The organism is Streptomyces sp. NPDC050534 (assembly GCF_044457745.1).
GTDB lineage: Bacteria > Actinomycetota > Actinomycetes > Streptomycetales > Streptomycetaceae > Streptomyces.
Map to the genome: position 1 here is coordinate 685,097 of NZ_JBITHF010000002.1, position 15,558 is coordinate 700,654.

A 15,558-nucleotide genomic window follows, 5' to 3' on the forward strand; every position below is an offset into this window, starting at 1 on the left:
ATGCGTGCAGGCAGCCGTCAGTGTCACGCCCGCCCGGATACCGGAGCTGCTGCTCGGTCTCGCGACCGTGCGGCCGGTCTTCATCTGGGGTGCCCCCGGCATCGGAAAGTCCTCCCTAGTAAGGGACTTCGCCGAATCGCTGGGACTCGAGTGCGTGAGCCTGCTCGGTACCCAGCTCGCGCCCGAGGACCTGATCGGCGTCCCGCAGATCCGCGAGGGCCGGTCCGTGTTCTGCCCGCCGGAGGCCATCGCCCGCGACGAGCCGTACTGCCTGTTCCTGGACGAGCTGAACGCGGCCACCCCGGACGTGCAGAAGGCGTTCTACTCGCTGATCCTGGACCGCCGGATCGGCAACTACGAGCTGCCCAAGGGCTCCATCGTCATCGGCGCCGGCAACCGCTCGACGGACAACGCGCTCGCCCGGCCCATCGCCTCCGCCCTCGTCAACCGCCTCACCCACGTCCACCTGGAGGCGTCCGCGAAGGACTGGCTGGCCTGGGCCGCGGAGAACGGCATCCACCCGTGGATCGTGGACCACCTCACCGACCGGCCCGACCACCTGTGGTCCAGGCCGCCGAAGACCGAGGAGCCCTTCTCCACGCCCCGCTCCTGGCACATGCTCTCCGACGCGCTGCACTCCTTCGGCCGGGACCTCGACGAGGAGACGCTGACGATCCTCGCGCACGGCACGCTCACGCCGCGGCACGCGACCGCGTTCTGCGGCTACGTCAAGATCGTGCGCAGCCGGTTCGGCATCGAGGCCGTCATCAAGGGCGACGCCCCCTGGCCGAACCGGCTGGAGGACCGCGACCTGCTCTACTACCTCGCCGAGTCCTTCCGCGGCCGGCTGCTCAAGGAACTCCCGGTCTCCAAGGAGCACATGTCGGCGAACGGCCGCCAAACGGCGTACCGCGCCAAGTCGCTGCTGGTGCAGCTCGCCGAGATCTCCGTGGAGGTCGCGCAGACCGTCATCGCCTCCGACGCCGACGGCAACCCCGTGCTGCCCTCGTGGTTCCTCATCGAGGCCGCCCGGGACATGCCGCGGCTGGTGGAGGCGCGCCGATGAGCCGCAGCCGCGGCAAGGGACAGAAGAGCAAGGGGCAGAAGAAGCGGGACCCCGCGGCCGAGGCGTTCGCCGAGGGACTGCGGCTGGTCAGGGTCAACCCGGCGCTCGCGGCCGTGGAGTTCGACGTCTGCCGGCAGGAGGAGTGCAGCTTCGCGCCCCGCGACGGTCTGGTGGTCGTCGACTCCGACGCCGACCTGCACGTGCACCCGCACCGGCTCGCCGACCCCGCCGCCTGGGCCTGGGCCCTCGCGCACGCGATCCTGCACCTCGGATTCGGGCACGTCCCGGCCGCGCGGGGCGAGCGCACCCAGCCGGACCGCTTCGACCTCGCCGCCCGCTGCGTCGTCGTGAACCGCTTCCTGCTGACCTTCACCGTCGGCAGCACCCCCGAGGACCTGCCCGCCTCCTATCCCGACGGCGACGAGGAGCAACTCGCCGCGCGCTGGCGGCGGGACGGGCTCCCGGCCGTCTACGAACACTGCGGCACCGCCGGCACCGCGCCGGACCAGCTGCTGCTGCCGTCACCGCGCTGGATCGGCCAACCCCCCGACCACCAGCTGGCGTTCGCCGCCGCGCTGACCCGGACGGTGTCGGCGGCGATGGACCTGGCGGGCGGCCGCCGTGACACCCTCGACGGCACACTGGTACCGCGGCGGCCCTGGGAGAGGGCCCTGAGCTGGTTCATCTCCTCCTACCCGCTGCTCGGCGGCATCGCGGCCGGCATCACCCTCGTCGCCGACGCCGAACTCGCCCGCGCGCACGGCATCTCCGTCGCCGCCGTGAACCCGGAGGCGGGCGAGATCTACATCAACCCGCTGCGCAGCCACGAGGACGAGGAGTGGCGGTTCATCCTCGCCCACGAGATGCTGCACGCCGCGCTGCGCCACGGCGACCGCTGCGGCACCCGCGACCCGTACCTGTTCAACATCGCCTGCGACTACGTCATCAACGGCTGGCTGTGCGAGATGCAGATCGGCACGATGCCCGAAGGTCTGCTGCACGACCCGGAACTCGCGGGCCTGTCCGCCGAGGAGGTCTACGACCGCATCGCCGGCGACCTGCGCCGGATGCGCCGCCTGGCCACCCCGCGCGGCAAGGGCCTGGGCGACGTCCTCGGCGCCCCGCTCGGCAGCCCGCGCGACCACGTCGACCTCGACGAGTTCTACCGCCGCGGCCTGTGCCAGGGCTTGGACCTGCACCAGCGGCAGGAGCGCGGCTTCCTGCCCGGCGGTCTGGTGGAGGAGATCCGCGCGCTCAGCCACCCGCCGCTGCCCTGGGACGCGCAACTCGCCCGCTGGTTCGACGAGTTCGTGCCCCGTCCGGAGCCGGTACGGTCCTACGCCCGTCCCTCGCGCCGGCAGTCCGCCACACCGGACATCCCGCGCGCGGGCCGCTGGTTCCCGCCCGAGGAGATCGCCCGCTGCACCTTCGGCGTGGTCCTGGACACCTCCGGCTCCATGGAGCGCACCCTGCTGGGCAAGGCGCTCGGCGCCATCGCCTCCTACGCCGAGGCACGTGACGTACCGGCCGCCCGCGTCGTCTTCTGCGACGCGGCCCCGTACGACGCGGGTTATGTGCCGGTCGCCGAGATCGCCGGCCGGGTCAGGGTGCGCGGCCGCGGCGGCACGGTCCTGCAGCCCGGCATCGACCTGCTGCACCGCGCGGACGACTTCCCGCCGGGCGCGCCGGTGCTGGTGATCACGGACGGCTGGTGCGACGTGCTGCGGGTGCGGCGCGAGCACGCGTATCTGATCCCGCAGGGCGCCCGGCTGCCGTTCAGCGCGCGAGGGCCCGTCTTTCGGGTGCGCTGAGACGGGATGTGATCGGATGGTGCACAGGGACCCAGTCCATGGGACCGTGTTCGAAAGGAATCATCGTGGCTACCACGCGCACCGCACACACCGTGTGGGAAGGCAACCTGCTCGAGGGCAACGGCGTCGTCACCTTCGACTCCTCCGGCATCGGCCAGCAGCCGGTGACGTGGGCGTCGCGGGCGCAGGACGCGAACGGAAAGACCAGCCCCGAGGAGCTGATCGCCGCCGCCCACTCCAGCTGCTTCTCCATGGCGCTGTCGCACGCCCTCGCGGGTGCGGGCACCCCGCCCACCAAGCTGATCACCAACGCCGACGTCACGTTCCAGCCCGGTGAGGGCATCACCGGCATCCACCTCACGGTCGAGGGGACGGTGCCGGGTCTCGACAACGACGGCTTCGTCGCGGCGGCCGAGGACGCGAAGAAGAACTGCCCGGTCAGCCAGGCCCTCACCGGGACGACGATCACCCTGTCGGCGAAGCTCGCCTGACCCCGCCCTTCCTTCGGTGCCGCGCCCGGAAAACGGGCGCGGCATTGACATTCCTGCACTCAAGTTTTGTGCTTGTGGGTGGGAAGTGCCTGGCGGAAGGGGACCGAAATGGCACGTGCGGTCGGGATCGATCTCGGGACCACGAACTCGGTGGTGGCCGTTCTGGAAGGCGGCGAACCCACGGTTGTCGCCAACGCGGAGGGAGCGAGGACCACGCCGTCGGTCGTGGCCTTCGCCAAGAACGGCGAGGTGCTGGTCGGAGAGGTCGCCAAACGGCAGGCCGTGACGAACGTGGAGCGGACGGCCCGCTCGGTGAAGCGCTACATGGGCGACGCGCACTGGCGCTTCCCGGATCAGGGGTCCGTCGACGGCACCCGCTACCGGGCCCAGGAGCTGTCCGCGCGGGTTCTGCAGAAGCTCAAGCGGGACGCCGAGTCCTACCTCGGCGAGGACGTCACGGACGCGGTGATCACCGTACCGGCGTACTTCGACGACTCGCAGCGGCAGGCGACCAAGGAGGCCGGGGAGATCGCGGGCCTGAAGGTCCTGCGGATCATCAACGAGCCGACGGCCGCCGCCCTCGCCTACGGCCTGGACCGGGGCGAGGAGCAGACCGTGCTGGTCTTCGACCTCGGCGGCGGCACCTTCGACGTGTCGCTGCTGGAGATCGGCGACGGCGTCATCGAGGTCAAGGCCACCAACGGCGACACCCATCTCGGCGGCGACGACTGGGACCAGCGGATCGTCGAGCACCTGGTGAAGAAGTTCCAGGGGCAGTACGGCATCGACCTCGGCAAGGACAAGATGGCCCTCCAGCGGCTGCGGGAGGGCGCCGAGAAGGCCAAGATCGAGCTCTCCAGCTCCTCCGAGACGACGATCAACCTGCCCTACATCACCGCCTCCGCCGAGGGCCCGCTGCACCTCGACGAGAAGATGACCCGCGCCCAGTTCCAGGAGCTCACCGCCGATCTCCTCGACCGCTGCAAGACCCCCTTCCACCAGGCGGTCAAGGACGCGGGCATCAAGCTGTCCGTGGTCGACCACGTCATCCTCGTCGGCGGTTCCACCCGGATGCCGGCCGTCACCGACCTGGTCAAGGAGCTCACCGGCAAGGACCCGCACAAGGGCGTCAACCCCGACGAGGTCGTGGCCGTCGGCGCGGCGCTGCAGGCCGGTGTGATCCGCGGCGACGTCAAGGACGTCCTGCTGCTCGACGTCACCCCGCTGTCCCTGGGCATCGAGACCAAGGGCGGCATCATGACCAAGCTGATCGAGCGCAACACGACCATTCCGACCCGGCGTTCGGAGATCTTCACCACGGCCGCGGACAACCAGCCCTCGGTGGGCATCCAGGTCTACCAGGGCGAGCGGGAGATCGCCGCGTACAACAAGAAGCTGGGCGTCTTCGACCTGACGGGGCTGCCGCCTGCTCCGCGCGGGGTGCCGCAGATCGAGGTGGCCTTCGACATCGACGCGAACGGCATCATGCACGTCTCGGCGAAGGACCTGGCGACCGGCCGTGAGCAGAAGATGACGGTGACCGGCGGCTCGGCCCTGCCCAAGGACGACATCGACCGCATGATGCGGGAGGCGGACCAGTACGCGGAGGAGGACCGCAAGCGCCGCGAGGCCGCCGAGACCAGGAACCAGGCGGAGCAACTCGTCTACCAGACCGAGAAGTTCATACGGGACAACGAGGAGCGGATCCCGGCCGACACCAGGTCGGAGGTCGAGGCCGCGGCGACCGAGCTCAAGGGCCTGCTGGAGCGGAACGCGGAGACGAACGAGCTCCGCACGGGCGTCGAGAAGCTCGCCTCCGTCAGCCAGAAGATGGGCCAGGCCATGTACGCCCAGGCCGAACAGCCCCACCAGTCCTCGGCGGAAGGCGGTACCGAGCAGCACACCTCACCGCATGACGAGGAGGGCGTGGTCGACGCGGAGATCGTCGACGAGGACCGCGACGAGAAGGGCGGCGCCGCCTAGATCCGCGTCTTCTCCCAGCCCCGCCGCTCCGGCCGCGGCCCCAGCTGCCTGGGGTCGCGGCTGCGGTAGACCACGTACGGGCGGAACAGGTACTGCAACGGGGCGCTGAACATGTGGACCAGGCGCGTGTAGGGGACCAGTGCGATCAGGATCATGCCGATCGCGGCGTGCACCCGGTACAGCACCGGCACGCCCGCCATGCGGTCCGTGTCGGGCTGGAGGGTGAACAGGCTGCGCGCCCAAGGGGCGATGGTCTCGCGGTAGTTGTAGGGGTCGCCGGAGGCGTGGGTGAGCTTGGCGACCATGCCGAGGTCATGAGGTGGCCGGCCAGCACGAAGAGGATGCCGTAGTGGAAGGCAGGCGAGGCGATGTTGAGCAGCTTCGACTCGTAGACCTGGGACGAGCGGGTCGTCCAGCCGTACTTGTCGTAGCGGTAGCGCCAGATCAGCCCCGCGATCAGCAACGCGAAGGCGACGTACGGCAGTACGCCCCACAGCAGTGTCGTCATGAGCGCGTTCAGGTGCGAGTGGGCGGCAGCGCGGCGCACACGGCGTCCAGGACGGACGCGTACGGCGTGCCGAAGTCGGTGAGCCGGGCGCGGAGTTGCCCCAGGGCGTCGCGGTACTCCGTGAGGAGATCCGTGTCGCCGGTGCGGGACGTGTACTCCAGGACCGCGGGCAGGAAGTCCGGCAGCTCCTCGCCGGTGAACTCCAGCCCGGCGGCCCGGTAGACCTCCTTGAAGCGCACCAGCGACGTGCCGCGCCGCCGGGTGTCGCCGTCCCGCCACCAGCTCAGATAGAGGCTGTGCCGGTTCTTGAAGTCGAAGACCCGCACATAGTGCTCGGCCAGTTCCTGGGCCGGCGTCACGGCCGCGTGGTCGACGAACTCCCGTAGCTGCGGGGCGGCTTCGCGCAGCAGCGGCAGCCGGGCGCGGAAGTCCTCGTCGGGGTAGGTGAGACAGAGCGCGGCGGCTTGGTACAGCACGGCGTCCGAGGGCATCAGACCTCCTTCGCATCGGCCGGGCCGACCGGGTCGTCGGCGGCGGCTGCCGTGTCGCCGGCCGTCTGGCGCCGGCGCAGCAGGTGGAAGTTCTCCACCGACACCAGCGGCAGTCGCCTGCGTCCCGAGTCCTGGCCGAAGGGGCCGTCGCCGCCCATGCCGGGCCCGCCCTCGTAGTCGAGGCTGCAGCCCTCGGGGAGCGCGGTCTCCTCCAGCCGGCGCGCGTCGCCGACGGCGGCCGTCGGGATCACGTACCGGTCCTCGTACTTGGCGATCGCCAGCAGCCGGTACATCGCCTCGATGTCGGCGGGCTCCATGCCGGCCGCCGCGGCGGCCGAACCGTCCGGTTCCTCACCGAGGTTGACCGCCCGCATGCGGGAACGCATCGCGGCGAGCTTCTCCAGCGACGCCCGCACCGGCCCCACGTCGCCCGCCGTGAACATCTCCGCCAGGCACTCCAGCGGAATGCGCAGCGTGTCGATCGCGCCGAACAGGTTCTGCGCGTCCTCCCCGTCGTGCCCGGTCTCCGTCAGCGCGTCCACCACCGGCGACAGGGGCGGGATGTACCAGACCATCGGCAGGGTGCGGTACTCCGGGTGCAGGGGAAGTGCCGCCCGGTACGTGCTGATCAGGGCGTGCACGGGGGAGCGGCGGGCCGCCTCCATCCAGTCGTACGGGATGCCGGCCTCGTCGGCCGCCCGCCGCACCAGCGGATCGTCCGGGTCGAGGAAGACGTCCAACTGGGCCTCGTACAGCTTCTTCTCGTCCCGCACCGAGGCCGCCGCCGTCACCTGGTCGGCGTCGTACAGCACCACCCCGAGGTAGCGCAGCCGGCCGACGCAGGTCTCCGAGCAGACCGTCGGCAGCCCCACCTCGACGCGCGGGTAGCACAGCGTGCACTTCTCGGCCTTGCCGGTGCGGTGGTTGAAGTACACCTTCTTGTACGGGCATCCGGTCACGCACATCCGCCAGCCCCGGCACTGGTCCTGGTCGACGAGGACGATCCCGTCCTCGGAGCGCTTGTACATCGCTCCGGACGGACAGGACGCCACGCAGCTGGGGTTGAGGCAGTGCTCGCAGATGCGCGGCAGATAGACCATGAAGGTCTGCTCGTACTCGAACCGCACCTTGTCGGCGGCCTGTTGACGGGTGCGCTCGACCATCGGGTCGAGGTCGCCGTAGGCGGGGGCACCCGCGAGGTTGTCGTCCCAGTTCGGGGACCACTCGATCTTCATCGGCTTGCCGTCGAGCTGGGAGATCGGCCGGGCCACCGGGTAGTCGTCGCCGAGCGGGGCGTCGGTGAGGTTCCGGTACTCGTAGGTCCAGGGCTCGTAGTAGTACTTGATCTCCGGAAGCCTGGGGTTGGAGAAGATCCCGGCGAGCTTCTTGAAGCGGCCGCCCGCCTTCAGTTTGAGCGCGCCGCGGCGGTTGAGCTCCCAGCCGCCGCGCCACTTCTCCTGGTCCTCGTAGCGGCGGGGATAGCCCCGCCCGGGACGGGTCTCGACGTTGTTGAACCAGGCGTACTCCATGCCCTGCCGGTTGGTCCACGCCTGCTTGCAGGTGACCGAGCAGGTGTGGCAGCCGATGCACTTGGATCGGACGGGTGAGCGAGTTGTGGATGCCGCCGCGCTTTCCGGTGGCCTCCGCCTTCGGGACGTTCACCGTGCGCTCCTGCGCGTGGTGCATGTAGACGGTGCCTTGCGGCATCCGGTGCGAGACGATCGCGCGGGCGACGACCACGCCGTTGCGGTTGGCCGCCTCGATCCAGTCGTCGTCCCGGACGCCGATGGCCTCCGCGTCCTGCGGGGACATCCAGATTCGGTCCCGGTAGAAGGCGTCGGCCTCGCGCCCTCCGACGAGCCCGATGCTGTGCAGGTCGGGTGCGGCCGTGCCGGGGCGGAAGAACCGCCCGGCGCGCAGCAGCGCCGCTCCCGGCTCGGTGGGCGGTGTCCGCGTGTCGGTCACGTGCGCTCCCTTGCTCGCCCTGAGCTTCGACGCTAGGGGCGGGCGGGGGAGCGCACCTGTTCACGCACCCGTACGGGTGCACGCGCGACGGCGTCAGGACTTGCGGGCGACCCCCGCGTACACGGGCACGACGCCCTCCGTCTGGGCCGCCACGTCCTCGGCCTCCGGACGCCAGCCGGTCACCGGGATCACCCCGGGACCGAGCAGCTCCAGCCCCTCGAAGAAGCGCTGGAACTCGGCGATCGGGCGCGGGAAGAAGGGGGTGCCGCCGGCCTCGAAGGCGCCCGCCGCCTTCGCGACGGCCTCCGGATTGAGGTCGGGGGTGACCTGCGACAGGATCAGGTGACTGCCGGGGGCGAGTGCCGCGACGTACTTCCGCAGCAGGCCGTGGACGTCGTCGCCGTCGGCCGCGTCGCCCAGGTAGTGGGTCAGCGCGACCAGCGACAGTGAGACGGGCCGCGTGAAATCCAGGGACTCGGCGGCCCGCTCCAGCAGGGTGCCGATGTCCCGCACGTCCGCGTGCACGTAGTCCGTGGAGCCCTCCGCCGTGCCGCGCAGCAGCGCCTGCGCGTGCCGCAGCACGATCGGGTCGTTGTCCGCGTACACCACCCGGGAGTCCGGTGCCACGCCCTGTGCGATCCGGTGCAGGTTGGGCTCGGTGGGGATGCCCGTGCCGATGTCCAGGAACTGGCGCACGCCCGCCTCGGCGACGGTGCGGACGGCCCGGTGCATGAACCTTCTGTTGGCCCGCGCCCCGCGTACGGCCGTGTTGTCCAGGGCGAGGATCCGGCGGGCCAGTTCCTCGTCCACCGGGTAGTTGTCCTTGCCGCCCAGCCACCAGTCGTAGACGCGGGCGGGGTGCGGACGGCTGGTGTCGATCTGTGGTGCGGCGTCGGATCCGGGCATGCGGTGTCTTCTCCTCAAGGTGGGGCAGGGGATGGACAAGGTGCCGTGCGTGATCAGAAGTTCTCGCGGTACTCCCGCAGGATCTTCTTCGTGCGCTGGGCCGACGCGGCCCGCGCCGTCATGTGGTCGAGGACCTCCAGATGCGCGGAGACCTCCGTGCGCGAGTCGAGGTACAGGGCTCCGGTCAGGTACTCGGTGAAAACCATGTCGGGCAGCTCGGGCTCGCCGAAGCGGAACAGCGTGAAGGGCGCGTACGTCCCGGGGTGCGGGCCGTCCTTGAACTCGGCCAGCTGCAGGGTCACCCGGTCGCGCTCGGTGAACTCCAGCAACTTGTCGAGCTGTTCGCGCATCACCTCGCCGCGGATGCTCACCGGGCGCCGCAGGACCGTTTCGTCCATGATCACCCACAGGTGGGGCGGGTCCGGTCTCTCCAGCAGCCGCTGCCGGGCCATCCGCAGGGACACATGGCGTTCGATGGTCTCCGGCCCGGTCTGCCCTATGGTGCCCGCCTCCAGCACCGCGCGCGCGTAGTCCTCGGTCTGCAGCAGCCCGGGCACGAAGTGCGGCTCGTAGGAGCGGATGAGGGTGGCGGCGCCCTCCAGGCTCACATACATGCTGAACCAGTCCGGCAGCACGTCGTGGAAACGCTGCCACCAGCCCGGCTGGTTCGCCTCCTCGGCGAGGGTGACGAACGCGGCCGCCTCGTCGTCCGGGACGCCGTACGTCTCCAGCAGCACCTGCACGTACGGGATCTTCAGCGCGACCTCGGCCATCTCCATGCGCCGGACGGTCGCGGGGGCCACGCGCAGGACACGCGCCGCCTCCTCGCGCTTGAGCTCGGCCGCCTCCCGCAGCTCCTGCAGACGCTTGCCGAGCACAACCTGGCCCACGGTGGGCGCGGGACGCCGCTCACTCACGCCACGCCTCCCCATACGCGCCGAAGTCTGCGCGAAGCAGTGTGTCATGCTCCGGTGACCTTCCCACAAGGTCTGTGACGAGTCGCTCGCCACGCGGTGCGCCCGCGGGATCACCACCCCCCGGGCGCACCGGGGTATTACCCCGGGGGTAATCGACCCCCTCGGCCGGGCGCGGGATCGTTGCGACACCGGGTTGGGGGGGGGGGGGGCCCCCCCGGGCCCCCCCCCCGCCCCCCCCCCCCCCCCCCCCCCCCCCCCCCCGGGGGGGGGCCCGGCGGCCCCCCCCCCCCCCCCCCCCCCCCCCCCCCCCCCCCCCCCCCCGCGCCGGGCGCGCCGCCCCGGTGGGCGCCGGGGCGGGCGGGCCGGCCGGCGGGGGGGGGGGGGCGCGCGGGCGGCCCGGGGGGCGCCCCCCCCCCCCCCCCCCCCCCCCCAACCCGGGTCCCACCTGCCGCAACACGACCCCGACGGAGGGTGATCCGCCATGTCCGCGACCCAGCTCACCGCGCTCGTCCGCACCGGCGACCCGTACGCCGCGCTGCGCCGCTTCCTCGCGCTCGACGCGGTGGTCACCGGCGCGAACGGCCTTGCCTATCTTGCCGCTTCAGGGCCGCTCGGCCGGTTCCTCGGCGTCGAGCGGGACCTGCTGCTCGCCCTCGGCGCGGTCCTCGCGCTCTACGGCGCCGCCGTGGGCCTGCTCGCCGCCCGGCCCCGCCCCGCCGCGCTGCCGGTCCGGGCGGTGATCGAGGCCAACCTCGCCTGGACGGTGCTGAGTCTGCTCGCCCTTGCTGTGTGGCTGTCGCCGACCACGGCCGGTGCGGTGTGGACGGTGCTCCAGGCGCTGACGGTCGCCGGCTTCGCCGCTCTGCAGCACCTCTCGCTGAAAGCCTGTCAGGACATCAGTGAGTGAAGGTACTTGACCGTCGCCGGGTCGGCCGGGAGCAGCGTCTCGATGGCCAGCTCGGCGACGGTCACGTCCATCGGGGTGTTGAACGTGGAGATCGACGAGATGAACGACAGCACCCGGCCCTCGTGCTCGATCTGCATCGGCAGCGCGAAGTAGGGGACGGGCTCGGCCGGTTCGCGGTCCATGGCCGTCTCGGGCACCGGATAGGCGGCGACCTCCTCGTACAGCGCACGCAGCGGCCCGGAGCGGTACAGCGCGATCTGCCGCTCCATCTGCGCGAGCAGATGGCCGCGCCACTCGCGCAGGTTGCGGATGCGCGGCGCCAGCCCCTCCGGGTGCAGGGTCAGCCGCATCACGTTGAGTGGCGGCCGCAGCAGGTGCTCCGGGACGCCCTCCATCAGCATCACCACGCCCCGGTTCGCCGCGACCACGTCGTACATCGCGTCGACGACCAGCGCGGGGTAGGGCTCGTAGCCCTGGATGAGGCGCTCCATGCCCTCGCGCAGGGTCTCCAGCTCCGGGGAGTCCAGCGGGGTCTCCGGGTAGTGCGGGGCGTAACCGGCCGCCAGCAGCAGGGCGTTGCGCTCGCGTACGGGCACGTCCAGGTGCTCCGCGAGACGCAGGATCATCTCCTCGCTCGGCCGGGAGCGGCCCGTCTCGATGAAGCTGACGTGCCGGGCCGAGGAGTCGGCCCGCAGCGCCAGCTCCAGCTGGCTGACCCGCCGCCGCTCGCGCCAGGCCCGCAGCAGCGGGCCGACGCCCTTGCCGGCGGGGGTGACTACGGAGGCGGAGGATCCGGTCGCGGCAGTGGTCATACGTACGACGGTAGTCGAGGACCCGTGCCGGACGGATGCGCATTATGGCGACGGCCGAGCAGCGGGACGGGCCGTTCAACGTCCGCCGGACGTGTCGGTCCCTCCGTGCCGGGCCCCCGTCTGACCAGGGCCGTAGTCACTCGCATGTGGCAGGCTGAAGGGAAAACCGGCGTCCCGGAAGGAGCGAGGTCATGGCCGTCGAACCGCTGTCGCAGAAGGAGATCGAGGAACGGCTCGCGGAGCTGCCCGGCTGGTCCGTCGACGGCGACCGCCTCACCCGCCTCTACCGCCTCGGCTCGCACTTCGGAGCGACGGCGCTGGTCGTGCACATCGCCCAGGTGCAGGAGGAGCTGAACCACCACTCCGACCTCACCCTCGGGTACAACACGGTCGGCCTGTCCGTGCACACGCACAGCGCGGGCGGGACCGTCACCGCGAAGGACTTCGAGCTGGCGCAGAAGGTCGAGGCGCTCGCGCCCGGCCACGGAGCCCAGTGACGCCGTGCTCGACTACGACAAGGAGGCCGGCGCCTACGACACCCTCCGTGGCGGCGAGCCCCGCGCGGCGGCGGCGGCCGAGGCCGTCCTCGGCCTGGTCCCCGAGGGCGCCGGCCGGCTCCTCGACGTCGCCTGCGGCACCGGCATCGTCACCCGCAGGCTCGCCTCGGCACGTCCCGGCCTGCGGGTGACGGGCGCCGATCTGACCTCCGGCATGGCCAGGATGGCGGCCGTACGGCTGCCCGGCGCCGTCGTGCTGGCCGACAGCCGCCGGCTGCCCTTCGCCGACGCCACCTTCGACGCCGTCACCAGCGTCTGGCTGCTGCACCTCCTCGACGACGCCCACGCCGTGCGGTGCGTCGTCGCCGAGTGCGCCCGGGTGCTGCGGCCCGGCGGGGTGTACGTCACCACCGTCGACAAGGCCGCCGCGCACGACGTGGGCAGCGACATCGACGACGTGCTCGCCGCGCGCCCGCGCCGGGCGGCCCGGGACGCCGCGCCCCGCGTCGAGGCGAGCGCGGCGGCGTGCGGGCTGCTCCCCGCCGGACGGGCCGGCTTCCGGGGCCACGGCCAGGGCCGCAGCCCCCGGCGCACCGCGGCGGACCTCGGGCGCGGCTGGTTCACCACGCTGCCGCCCGGCGACCCGCTCACCGAGCGCTTCGCCGCCGGGCTCGCCGCGCTCCCGGACCAGGACCGGCCGCGCGCCGACCCGGTCTTCGGCCTGCGGTCCTTCAGGAAGCCGGACGCGTGAAGTCCATCGTCCAGTTGGTCACCCAGGTCGCGCCGCCGTCGGTGGAGAACGCCTGCTCCCAGCGCGCGGAGGCGGGGGACACGTCCGCCCAGACGAACCGCACACGGACGTCCTTGCCGTCGTGGGTGTCATCGCCGTAGAACTCGCCGCGGTCGCCGTCGAAGCGGCCGGTCACCGGCGGGAACAGCGTGCCGCTGCGGCTGGAGGACCAGTTCAGCGACCACTCCTCACGCTCCACGTCGAAGAGCCGCAGGGTCAGCCCCTTCGCGCCCAGGTGCGGCAGGTCGATCTCGTCGATGTTGGCGGCACCGCCGAACAGCGACCGGCACCAGCTGGTGGACGCGAACTCCGTCCAGTCGCTGTCCGGGTCGAGGAAGTCGGTGCGGCGGCGGTGGGCGACCTGCCACTCGCCGTGGAAGAAGTCGAAGTCGTGCGGGCTGCTCATCGGCGCTCTCCGGTGGTTCCTTCGGGCAGGGAGTCGGTCAGGTAGGCGTCCAGGTCCGGGACGTCGGGCACGAGCATGTGCCGTACCCAGGCGTCCCGTTCGTGCTGGAGGGGCGGCAGCTCGAAGACGCAGCCGATCCACGGCAGTTCGGGCCGGACGAAGTGGGTGGGGTCGCGGTCGGGGCAGCCGACGACCGGCTGGCCCGCGGCCGCGTTCGCGTAGTGCAGGACGTTGTCCCAGACCCAGCTGTAGGCGTTGACGTAGGCGCCGTCGTCGTTTCCCCGGTGAACGACGACGAAGGTCACCGGCGGCGTGCCGTCCGGCTCGGGCAGCAGCTCGGGGAGGATCGCGTACGCCGCCTTCTCCACGTCGGACGCGATGCCCGCCGGGTCGGCGGTGACGTGGTAGCGCTTGATGTGCCTGCCTGCCACCTCGATCGGGGGCGGCACGGTCAGAAGTTTCTCCGTGAAGGCCATGGGAGGACGCTAGAAGGACTTCACTGACACCATGTGTCAGTGAAGTCCAGTCGTCTCGTCTCGATCCTGCTCCTGCTCCAGACCCGCGGGCGGATGACCGCCGCCCAGCTCGCCGCGGAGCTGGAGGTCTCGGTGCGCACGATCTACCGGGACGTGGAGGCGCTGGCCGCGGCGGGCGTCCCGCTGTACGGCGACGCGGGCCATGCCGGCGGTTACCGGCTGCTCGACGGTTACCGCACCCGCCTGACCGGCCTCACCTCCGACGAGGCCGAGGCCCTGTTCCTCGCCGGCGTCCCCGGCCCGGCCGCCGAACTGGGCCTCGGGACGGTCCTGGCCGCCGCCCAGCTCAAGGTCCGCGCCGCCCTGCCACCGGAACTGCGCGCCCACGCGGACCGCATCAGCGGCCGCTTCCATCTCGACGCACCCGGCTGGTACGCGGACGCCGAGGAGGCGCCGTTCCTGCCGGCGGTCGCCGACGCCGTGTGGAACAGCCGCGTGCTGGACGTCCTGTACCGCCGCTGGGCCGAGCCCACCGACGTCGAGCGCCGGCTGGAGCCGTACGGACTGGTGCTGAAGGCGGGCCGCTGGTACGTCGTCGCCGGCCCCGGACCGCGCACCTTCCGCGTCGACCAGATCCTGCAACTCACCTCAACCGAGGAGGAGTTCACACGCCCGGACGGCTTCGACCTGGCCGCGTACTGGACGGCGTACCAGCGCGACTTCCACGACCGGCTGTACCGCGCGGAGGCGCTCGTCCGGCTGGCGCCGGGCGTGACGCTGCCGCGAGCGGTCGGCATCCGTACGGAAGAAGGTGGTTGGACGCTCGCCCGGGTCCCCGTCGAGTCCGTGGAGCGCGCCCATGGCGAGTTCCTGCGCATGGGTACGGCTGTCGAGATCCTCGAACCGCCGCAACTGCGGGCGCGCATCGCCCGCACGGTGGCCGAACTGGCCGAAAGGTACGGCAACTCGGCGGAGAACCGCGGCGACTGAGGGGCGGAACCCGTCCGTCCTCTCTCGAGGTCCGTCCCGTGCAGCACCCCAGGCCGCGACGGCCCTCCCCCATGGTCGAGAAGCTGGACCGCGGCGTGGTCAGCGTCCACACCGACAGCGGCAACCTGGTCAGCGGTCTACACCCCGTGACAGAGAGGCGGGGGGGGGGGGGGGGGGGGGGGGGCCCGCCCCCCCCGGGGGGGGGCGGGCCGCGCCGCCCCCCCCCCCCCCCCCCCCCCTCTCCCGGGTGGTCAGAGCAGTCCGCCCAGCAGCCCGCCCAGGAGACCGGTCACGGCGCCCAGGAGGCCGCTCAGCGGGTTGTCCGAGGACGAGGTGTCGTCCGAGGACGGCGTGAGACATGCCTCATGGCCCATCAGGGACACATGGGTGGTCCCGGCGCATGCGGCGGGGGTGTCGGTCGTCGTAGCCGCAGAGGCGGACGGCGCCATAAGGGTCAGAGCGAGTACGGGAGCGGCGAGGACCGCCGCGACGCGGGCGCGGGTCACCTTGCTGGTGCGCTGCGACATGTCTGTCCTTTCGAC

At 71.8% G+C, this 15,558-nt stretch carries 16 protein-coding genes and 2 pseudogenes; 8 read left to right on the plus strand and 10 right to left on the minus strand.

Annotated features, from left to right (window positions below):
• Positions 1–4 precede the first annotated feature (4 nt).
• The 4 genes from ACIBN2_RS08635 (at position 5) to dnaK (ending at position 5,351) form a co-directional block, all read left to right on the plus strand.
• On the plus strand, positions 5–1,066 hold the full coding sequence (locus tag ACIBN2_RS08635; protein WP_399133479.1) for an ATP-binding protein: 1,062 nt from the start codon (positions 5–7) through the stop codon (positions 1,064–1,066).
• A complete protein-coding gene (locus tag ACIBN2_RS08640) occupies positions 1,063–2,877 on the plus strand; it encodes a hypothetical protein (RefSeq protein ID WP_399133480.1) in 1,815 nt (604 codons plus the stop codon). Before ACIBN2_RS08635 ends, ACIBN2_RS08640 begins: the two co-directional genes overlap by 4 nt.
• 65 nt (positions 2,878–2,942) lie before the next feature.
• On the plus strand, positions 2,943–3,368 hold the full coding sequence (locus ACIBN2_RS08645; protein ID WP_399133481.1) for an OsmC family protein: 426 nt from the start codon (positions 2,943–2,945) through the stop codon (positions 3,366–3,368).
• 108 nt (positions 3,369–3,476) lie between these two features.
• On the plus strand, positions 3,477–5,351 hold the full coding sequence (gene dnaK / locus ACIBN2_RS08650) for a molecular chaperone DnaK (protein ID WP_399133482.1): 1,875 nt from the start codon (positions 3,477–3,479) through the stop codon (positions 5,349–5,351).
• On the opposite strand, the pseudogene ACIBN2_RS08655 reads toward dnaK, so the two are convergent.
• The 6 genes and pseudogenes from ACIBN2_RS08655 to ACIBN2_RS08680 all read right to left on the minus strand — a co-directional run bounded on the left by ACIBN2_RS08655 (position 5,348) and on the right by ACIBN2_RS08680 (position 10,138).
• Positions 5,348–5,859, minus strand: a pseudogene (locus ACIBN2_RS08655) (respiratory nitrate reductase subunit gamma). The gene dnaK and the pseudogene ACIBN2_RS08655 sit on opposite strands and share 4 nt — an antisense overlap.
• Positions 5,860–5,867: 8 nt before the next feature.
• Positions 5,868–6,350 (minus strand): nitrate reductase molybdenum cofactor assembly chaperone, encoded by a 483-nt coding sequence (narJ, locus tag ACIBN2_RS08660; RefSeq protein WP_399133483.1) that lies wholly within the window; start codon positions 6,348–6,350, stop codon positions 5,868–5,870.
• Positions 6,350–7,936 carry a nitrate reductase subunit beta gene (gene narH / locus ACIBN2_RS08665; RefSeq protein WP_399133964.1) on the minus strand — a complete coding sequence of 529 codons (1,587 nt, stop codon included), beginning with the start codon at positions 7,934–7,936 and terminating at the stop codon, positions 6,350–6,352. The genes narJ and narH overlap by 1 nt, the downstream gene beginning before the upstream one ends.
• A pseudogene (locus tag ACIBN2_RS08670) lies at positions 7,914–8,315 on the minus strand (molybdopterin dinucleotide binding domain-containing protein); the annotation flags it as partial. The gene narH and the pseudogene ACIBN2_RS08670, both read right to left, overlap by 23 nt.
• Before the next feature lie 93 nt (positions 8,316–8,408).
• A complete protein-coding gene (locus ACIBN2_RS08675) occupies positions 8,409–9,221 on the minus strand; it encodes an SAM-dependent methyltransferase (protein ID WP_399133484.1) in 813 nt (270 codons plus the stop codon).
• Between the two features lie 53 nt (positions 9,222–9,274).
• A complete protein-coding gene (locus ACIBN2_RS08680; RefSeq protein WP_399133485.1) occupies positions 9,275–10,138 on the minus strand; it encodes a helix-turn-helix domain-containing protein in 864 nt (287 codons plus the stop codon).
• 481 nt (positions 10,139–10,619) lie between these two features.
• Between ACIBN2_RS08680 and ACIBN2_RS08685 the strand changes: the two genes are divergently transcribed.
• Positions 10,620–11,045 carry a hypothetical protein gene (locus ACIBN2_RS08685; RefSeq protein WP_399133486.1) on the plus strand — a complete coding sequence of 142 codons (426 nt, stop codon included), beginning with the start codon at positions 10,620–10,622 and terminating at the stop codon, positions 11,043–11,045.
• Here ACIBN2_RS08685 and ACIBN2_RS08690 read toward each other — a convergent pair.
• Complete coding sequence (locus ACIBN2_RS08690) at positions 11,027–11,857, minus strand: helix-turn-helix domain-containing protein (RefSeq protein ID WP_399133487.1); 831 nt, start codon at positions 11,855–11,857, stop codon at positions 11,027–11,029. The genes ACIBN2_RS08685 and ACIBN2_RS08690 overlap by 19 nt on opposite strands.
• 191 nt (positions 11,858–12,048) lie before the next feature.
• Between ACIBN2_RS08690 and ACIBN2_RS08695 the strand changes: the two genes are divergently transcribed.
• Entirely contained in the window at positions 12,049–12,354 is a 306-nt protein-coding gene (locus ACIBN2_RS08695; RefSeq protein ID WP_399133488.1) for a 4a-hydroxytetrahydrobiopterin dehydratase, read from the plus strand.
• Between the two features lie 4 nt (positions 12,355–12,358).
• Positions 12,359–13,105, plus strand: a complete 747-nt coding sequence (locus ACIBN2_RS08700) for a class I SAM-dependent methyltransferase (protein ID WP_399133489.1) — start codon at positions 12,359–12,361, stop codon at positions 13,103–13,105.
• On the opposite strand, the gene ACIBN2_RS08705 is transcribed toward ACIBN2_RS08700, so the two are convergent.
• Together ACIBN2_RS08705 and ACIBN2_RS08710 are read right to left on the minus strand one after the other, a co-directional pair.
• Complete coding sequence (locus tag ACIBN2_RS08705) at positions 13,086–13,550, minus strand: hypothetical protein (RefSeq protein WP_399133490.1); 465 nt, start codon at positions 13,548–13,550, stop codon at positions 13,086–13,088. The genes ACIBN2_RS08700 and ACIBN2_RS08705 overlap by 20 nt on opposite strands.
• Positions 13,547–14,026, minus strand: a complete 480-nt coding sequence (locus tag ACIBN2_RS08710) for a hypothetical protein (protein ID WP_399133491.1) — start codon at positions 14,024–14,026, stop codon at positions 13,547–13,549. The genes ACIBN2_RS08705 and ACIBN2_RS08710 overlap by 4 nt, the downstream gene beginning before the upstream one ends.
• Before the next feature lie 39 nt (positions 14,027–14,065).
• Between ACIBN2_RS08710 and ACIBN2_RS08715 the strand changes: the two genes are divergently transcribed.
• A complete protein-coding gene (locus ACIBN2_RS08715; RefSeq protein WP_399133492.1) occupies positions 14,066–15,016 on the plus strand; it encodes a helix-turn-helix transcriptional regulator in 951 nt (316 codons plus the stop codon).
• A 251-nt stretch (positions 15,017–15,267) separates the two neighbouring features.
• On the opposite strand, the gene ACIBN2_RS08720 is transcribed toward ACIBN2_RS08715, so the two are convergent.
• Positions 15,268–15,543, minus strand: a complete 276-nt coding sequence (locus ACIBN2_RS08720; RefSeq protein WP_399133493.1) for a hypothetical protein — start codon at positions 15,541–15,543, stop codon at positions 15,268–15,270.
• Positions 15,544–15,558: the final 15 nt, after the last annotated feature.

What these genes read in the sequence shown, in the direction of transcription:
- ACIBN2_RS08640 (WP_399133480.1), top strand. Translation starts at nt 1,063, where the DNA reads ATGAGCCGCAGCCGCGGCAAGGGACAGAAGAGCAAGGGGCAGAAGAAG.
- dnaK (WP_399133482.1), top strand. Translation starts at nt 3,477, where the DNA reads ATGGCACGTGCGGTCGGGATCGATCTCGGGACCACGAACTCGGTGGTG.
- narJ (WP_399133483.1), bottom strand. Translation starts at nt 6,350, where the DNA reads ATGCCCTCGGACGCCGTGCTGTACCAAGCCGCCGCGCTCTGTCTCACC.
- ACIBN2_RS08675 (WP_399133484.1), bottom strand. Translation starts at nt 9,221, where the DNA reads ATGCCCGGATCCGACGCCGCACCACAGATCGACACCAGCCGTCCGCAC.
- ACIBN2_RS08685 (WP_399133486.1), top strand. Translation starts at nt 10,620, where the DNA reads ATGTCCGCGACCCAGCTCACCGCGCTCGTCCGCACCGGCGACCCGTAC.
- ACIBN2_RS08690 (WP_399133487.1), bottom strand. Translation starts at nt 11,857, where the DNA reads ATGACCACTGCCGCGACCGGATCCTCCGCCTCCGTAGTCACCCCCGCC.
- ACIBN2_RS08695 (WP_399133488.1), top strand. Translation starts at nt 12,049, where the DNA reads ATGGCCGTCGAACCGCTGTCGCAGAAGGAGATCGAGGAACGGCTCGCG.
- ACIBN2_RS08705 (WP_399133490.1), bottom strand. Translation starts at nt 13,550, where the DNA reads ATGAGCAGCCCGCACGACTTCGACTTCTTCCACGGCGAGTGGCAGGTC.
- ACIBN2_RS08710 (WP_399133491.1), bottom strand. Translation starts at nt 14,026, where the DNA reads ATGGCCTTCACGGAGAAACTTCTGACCGTGCCGCCCCCGATCGAGGTG.
- ACIBN2_RS08720 (WP_399133493.1), bottom strand. Translation starts at nt 15,543, where the DNA reads ATGTCGCAGCGCACCAGCAAGGTGACCCGCGCCCGCGTCGCGGCGGTC.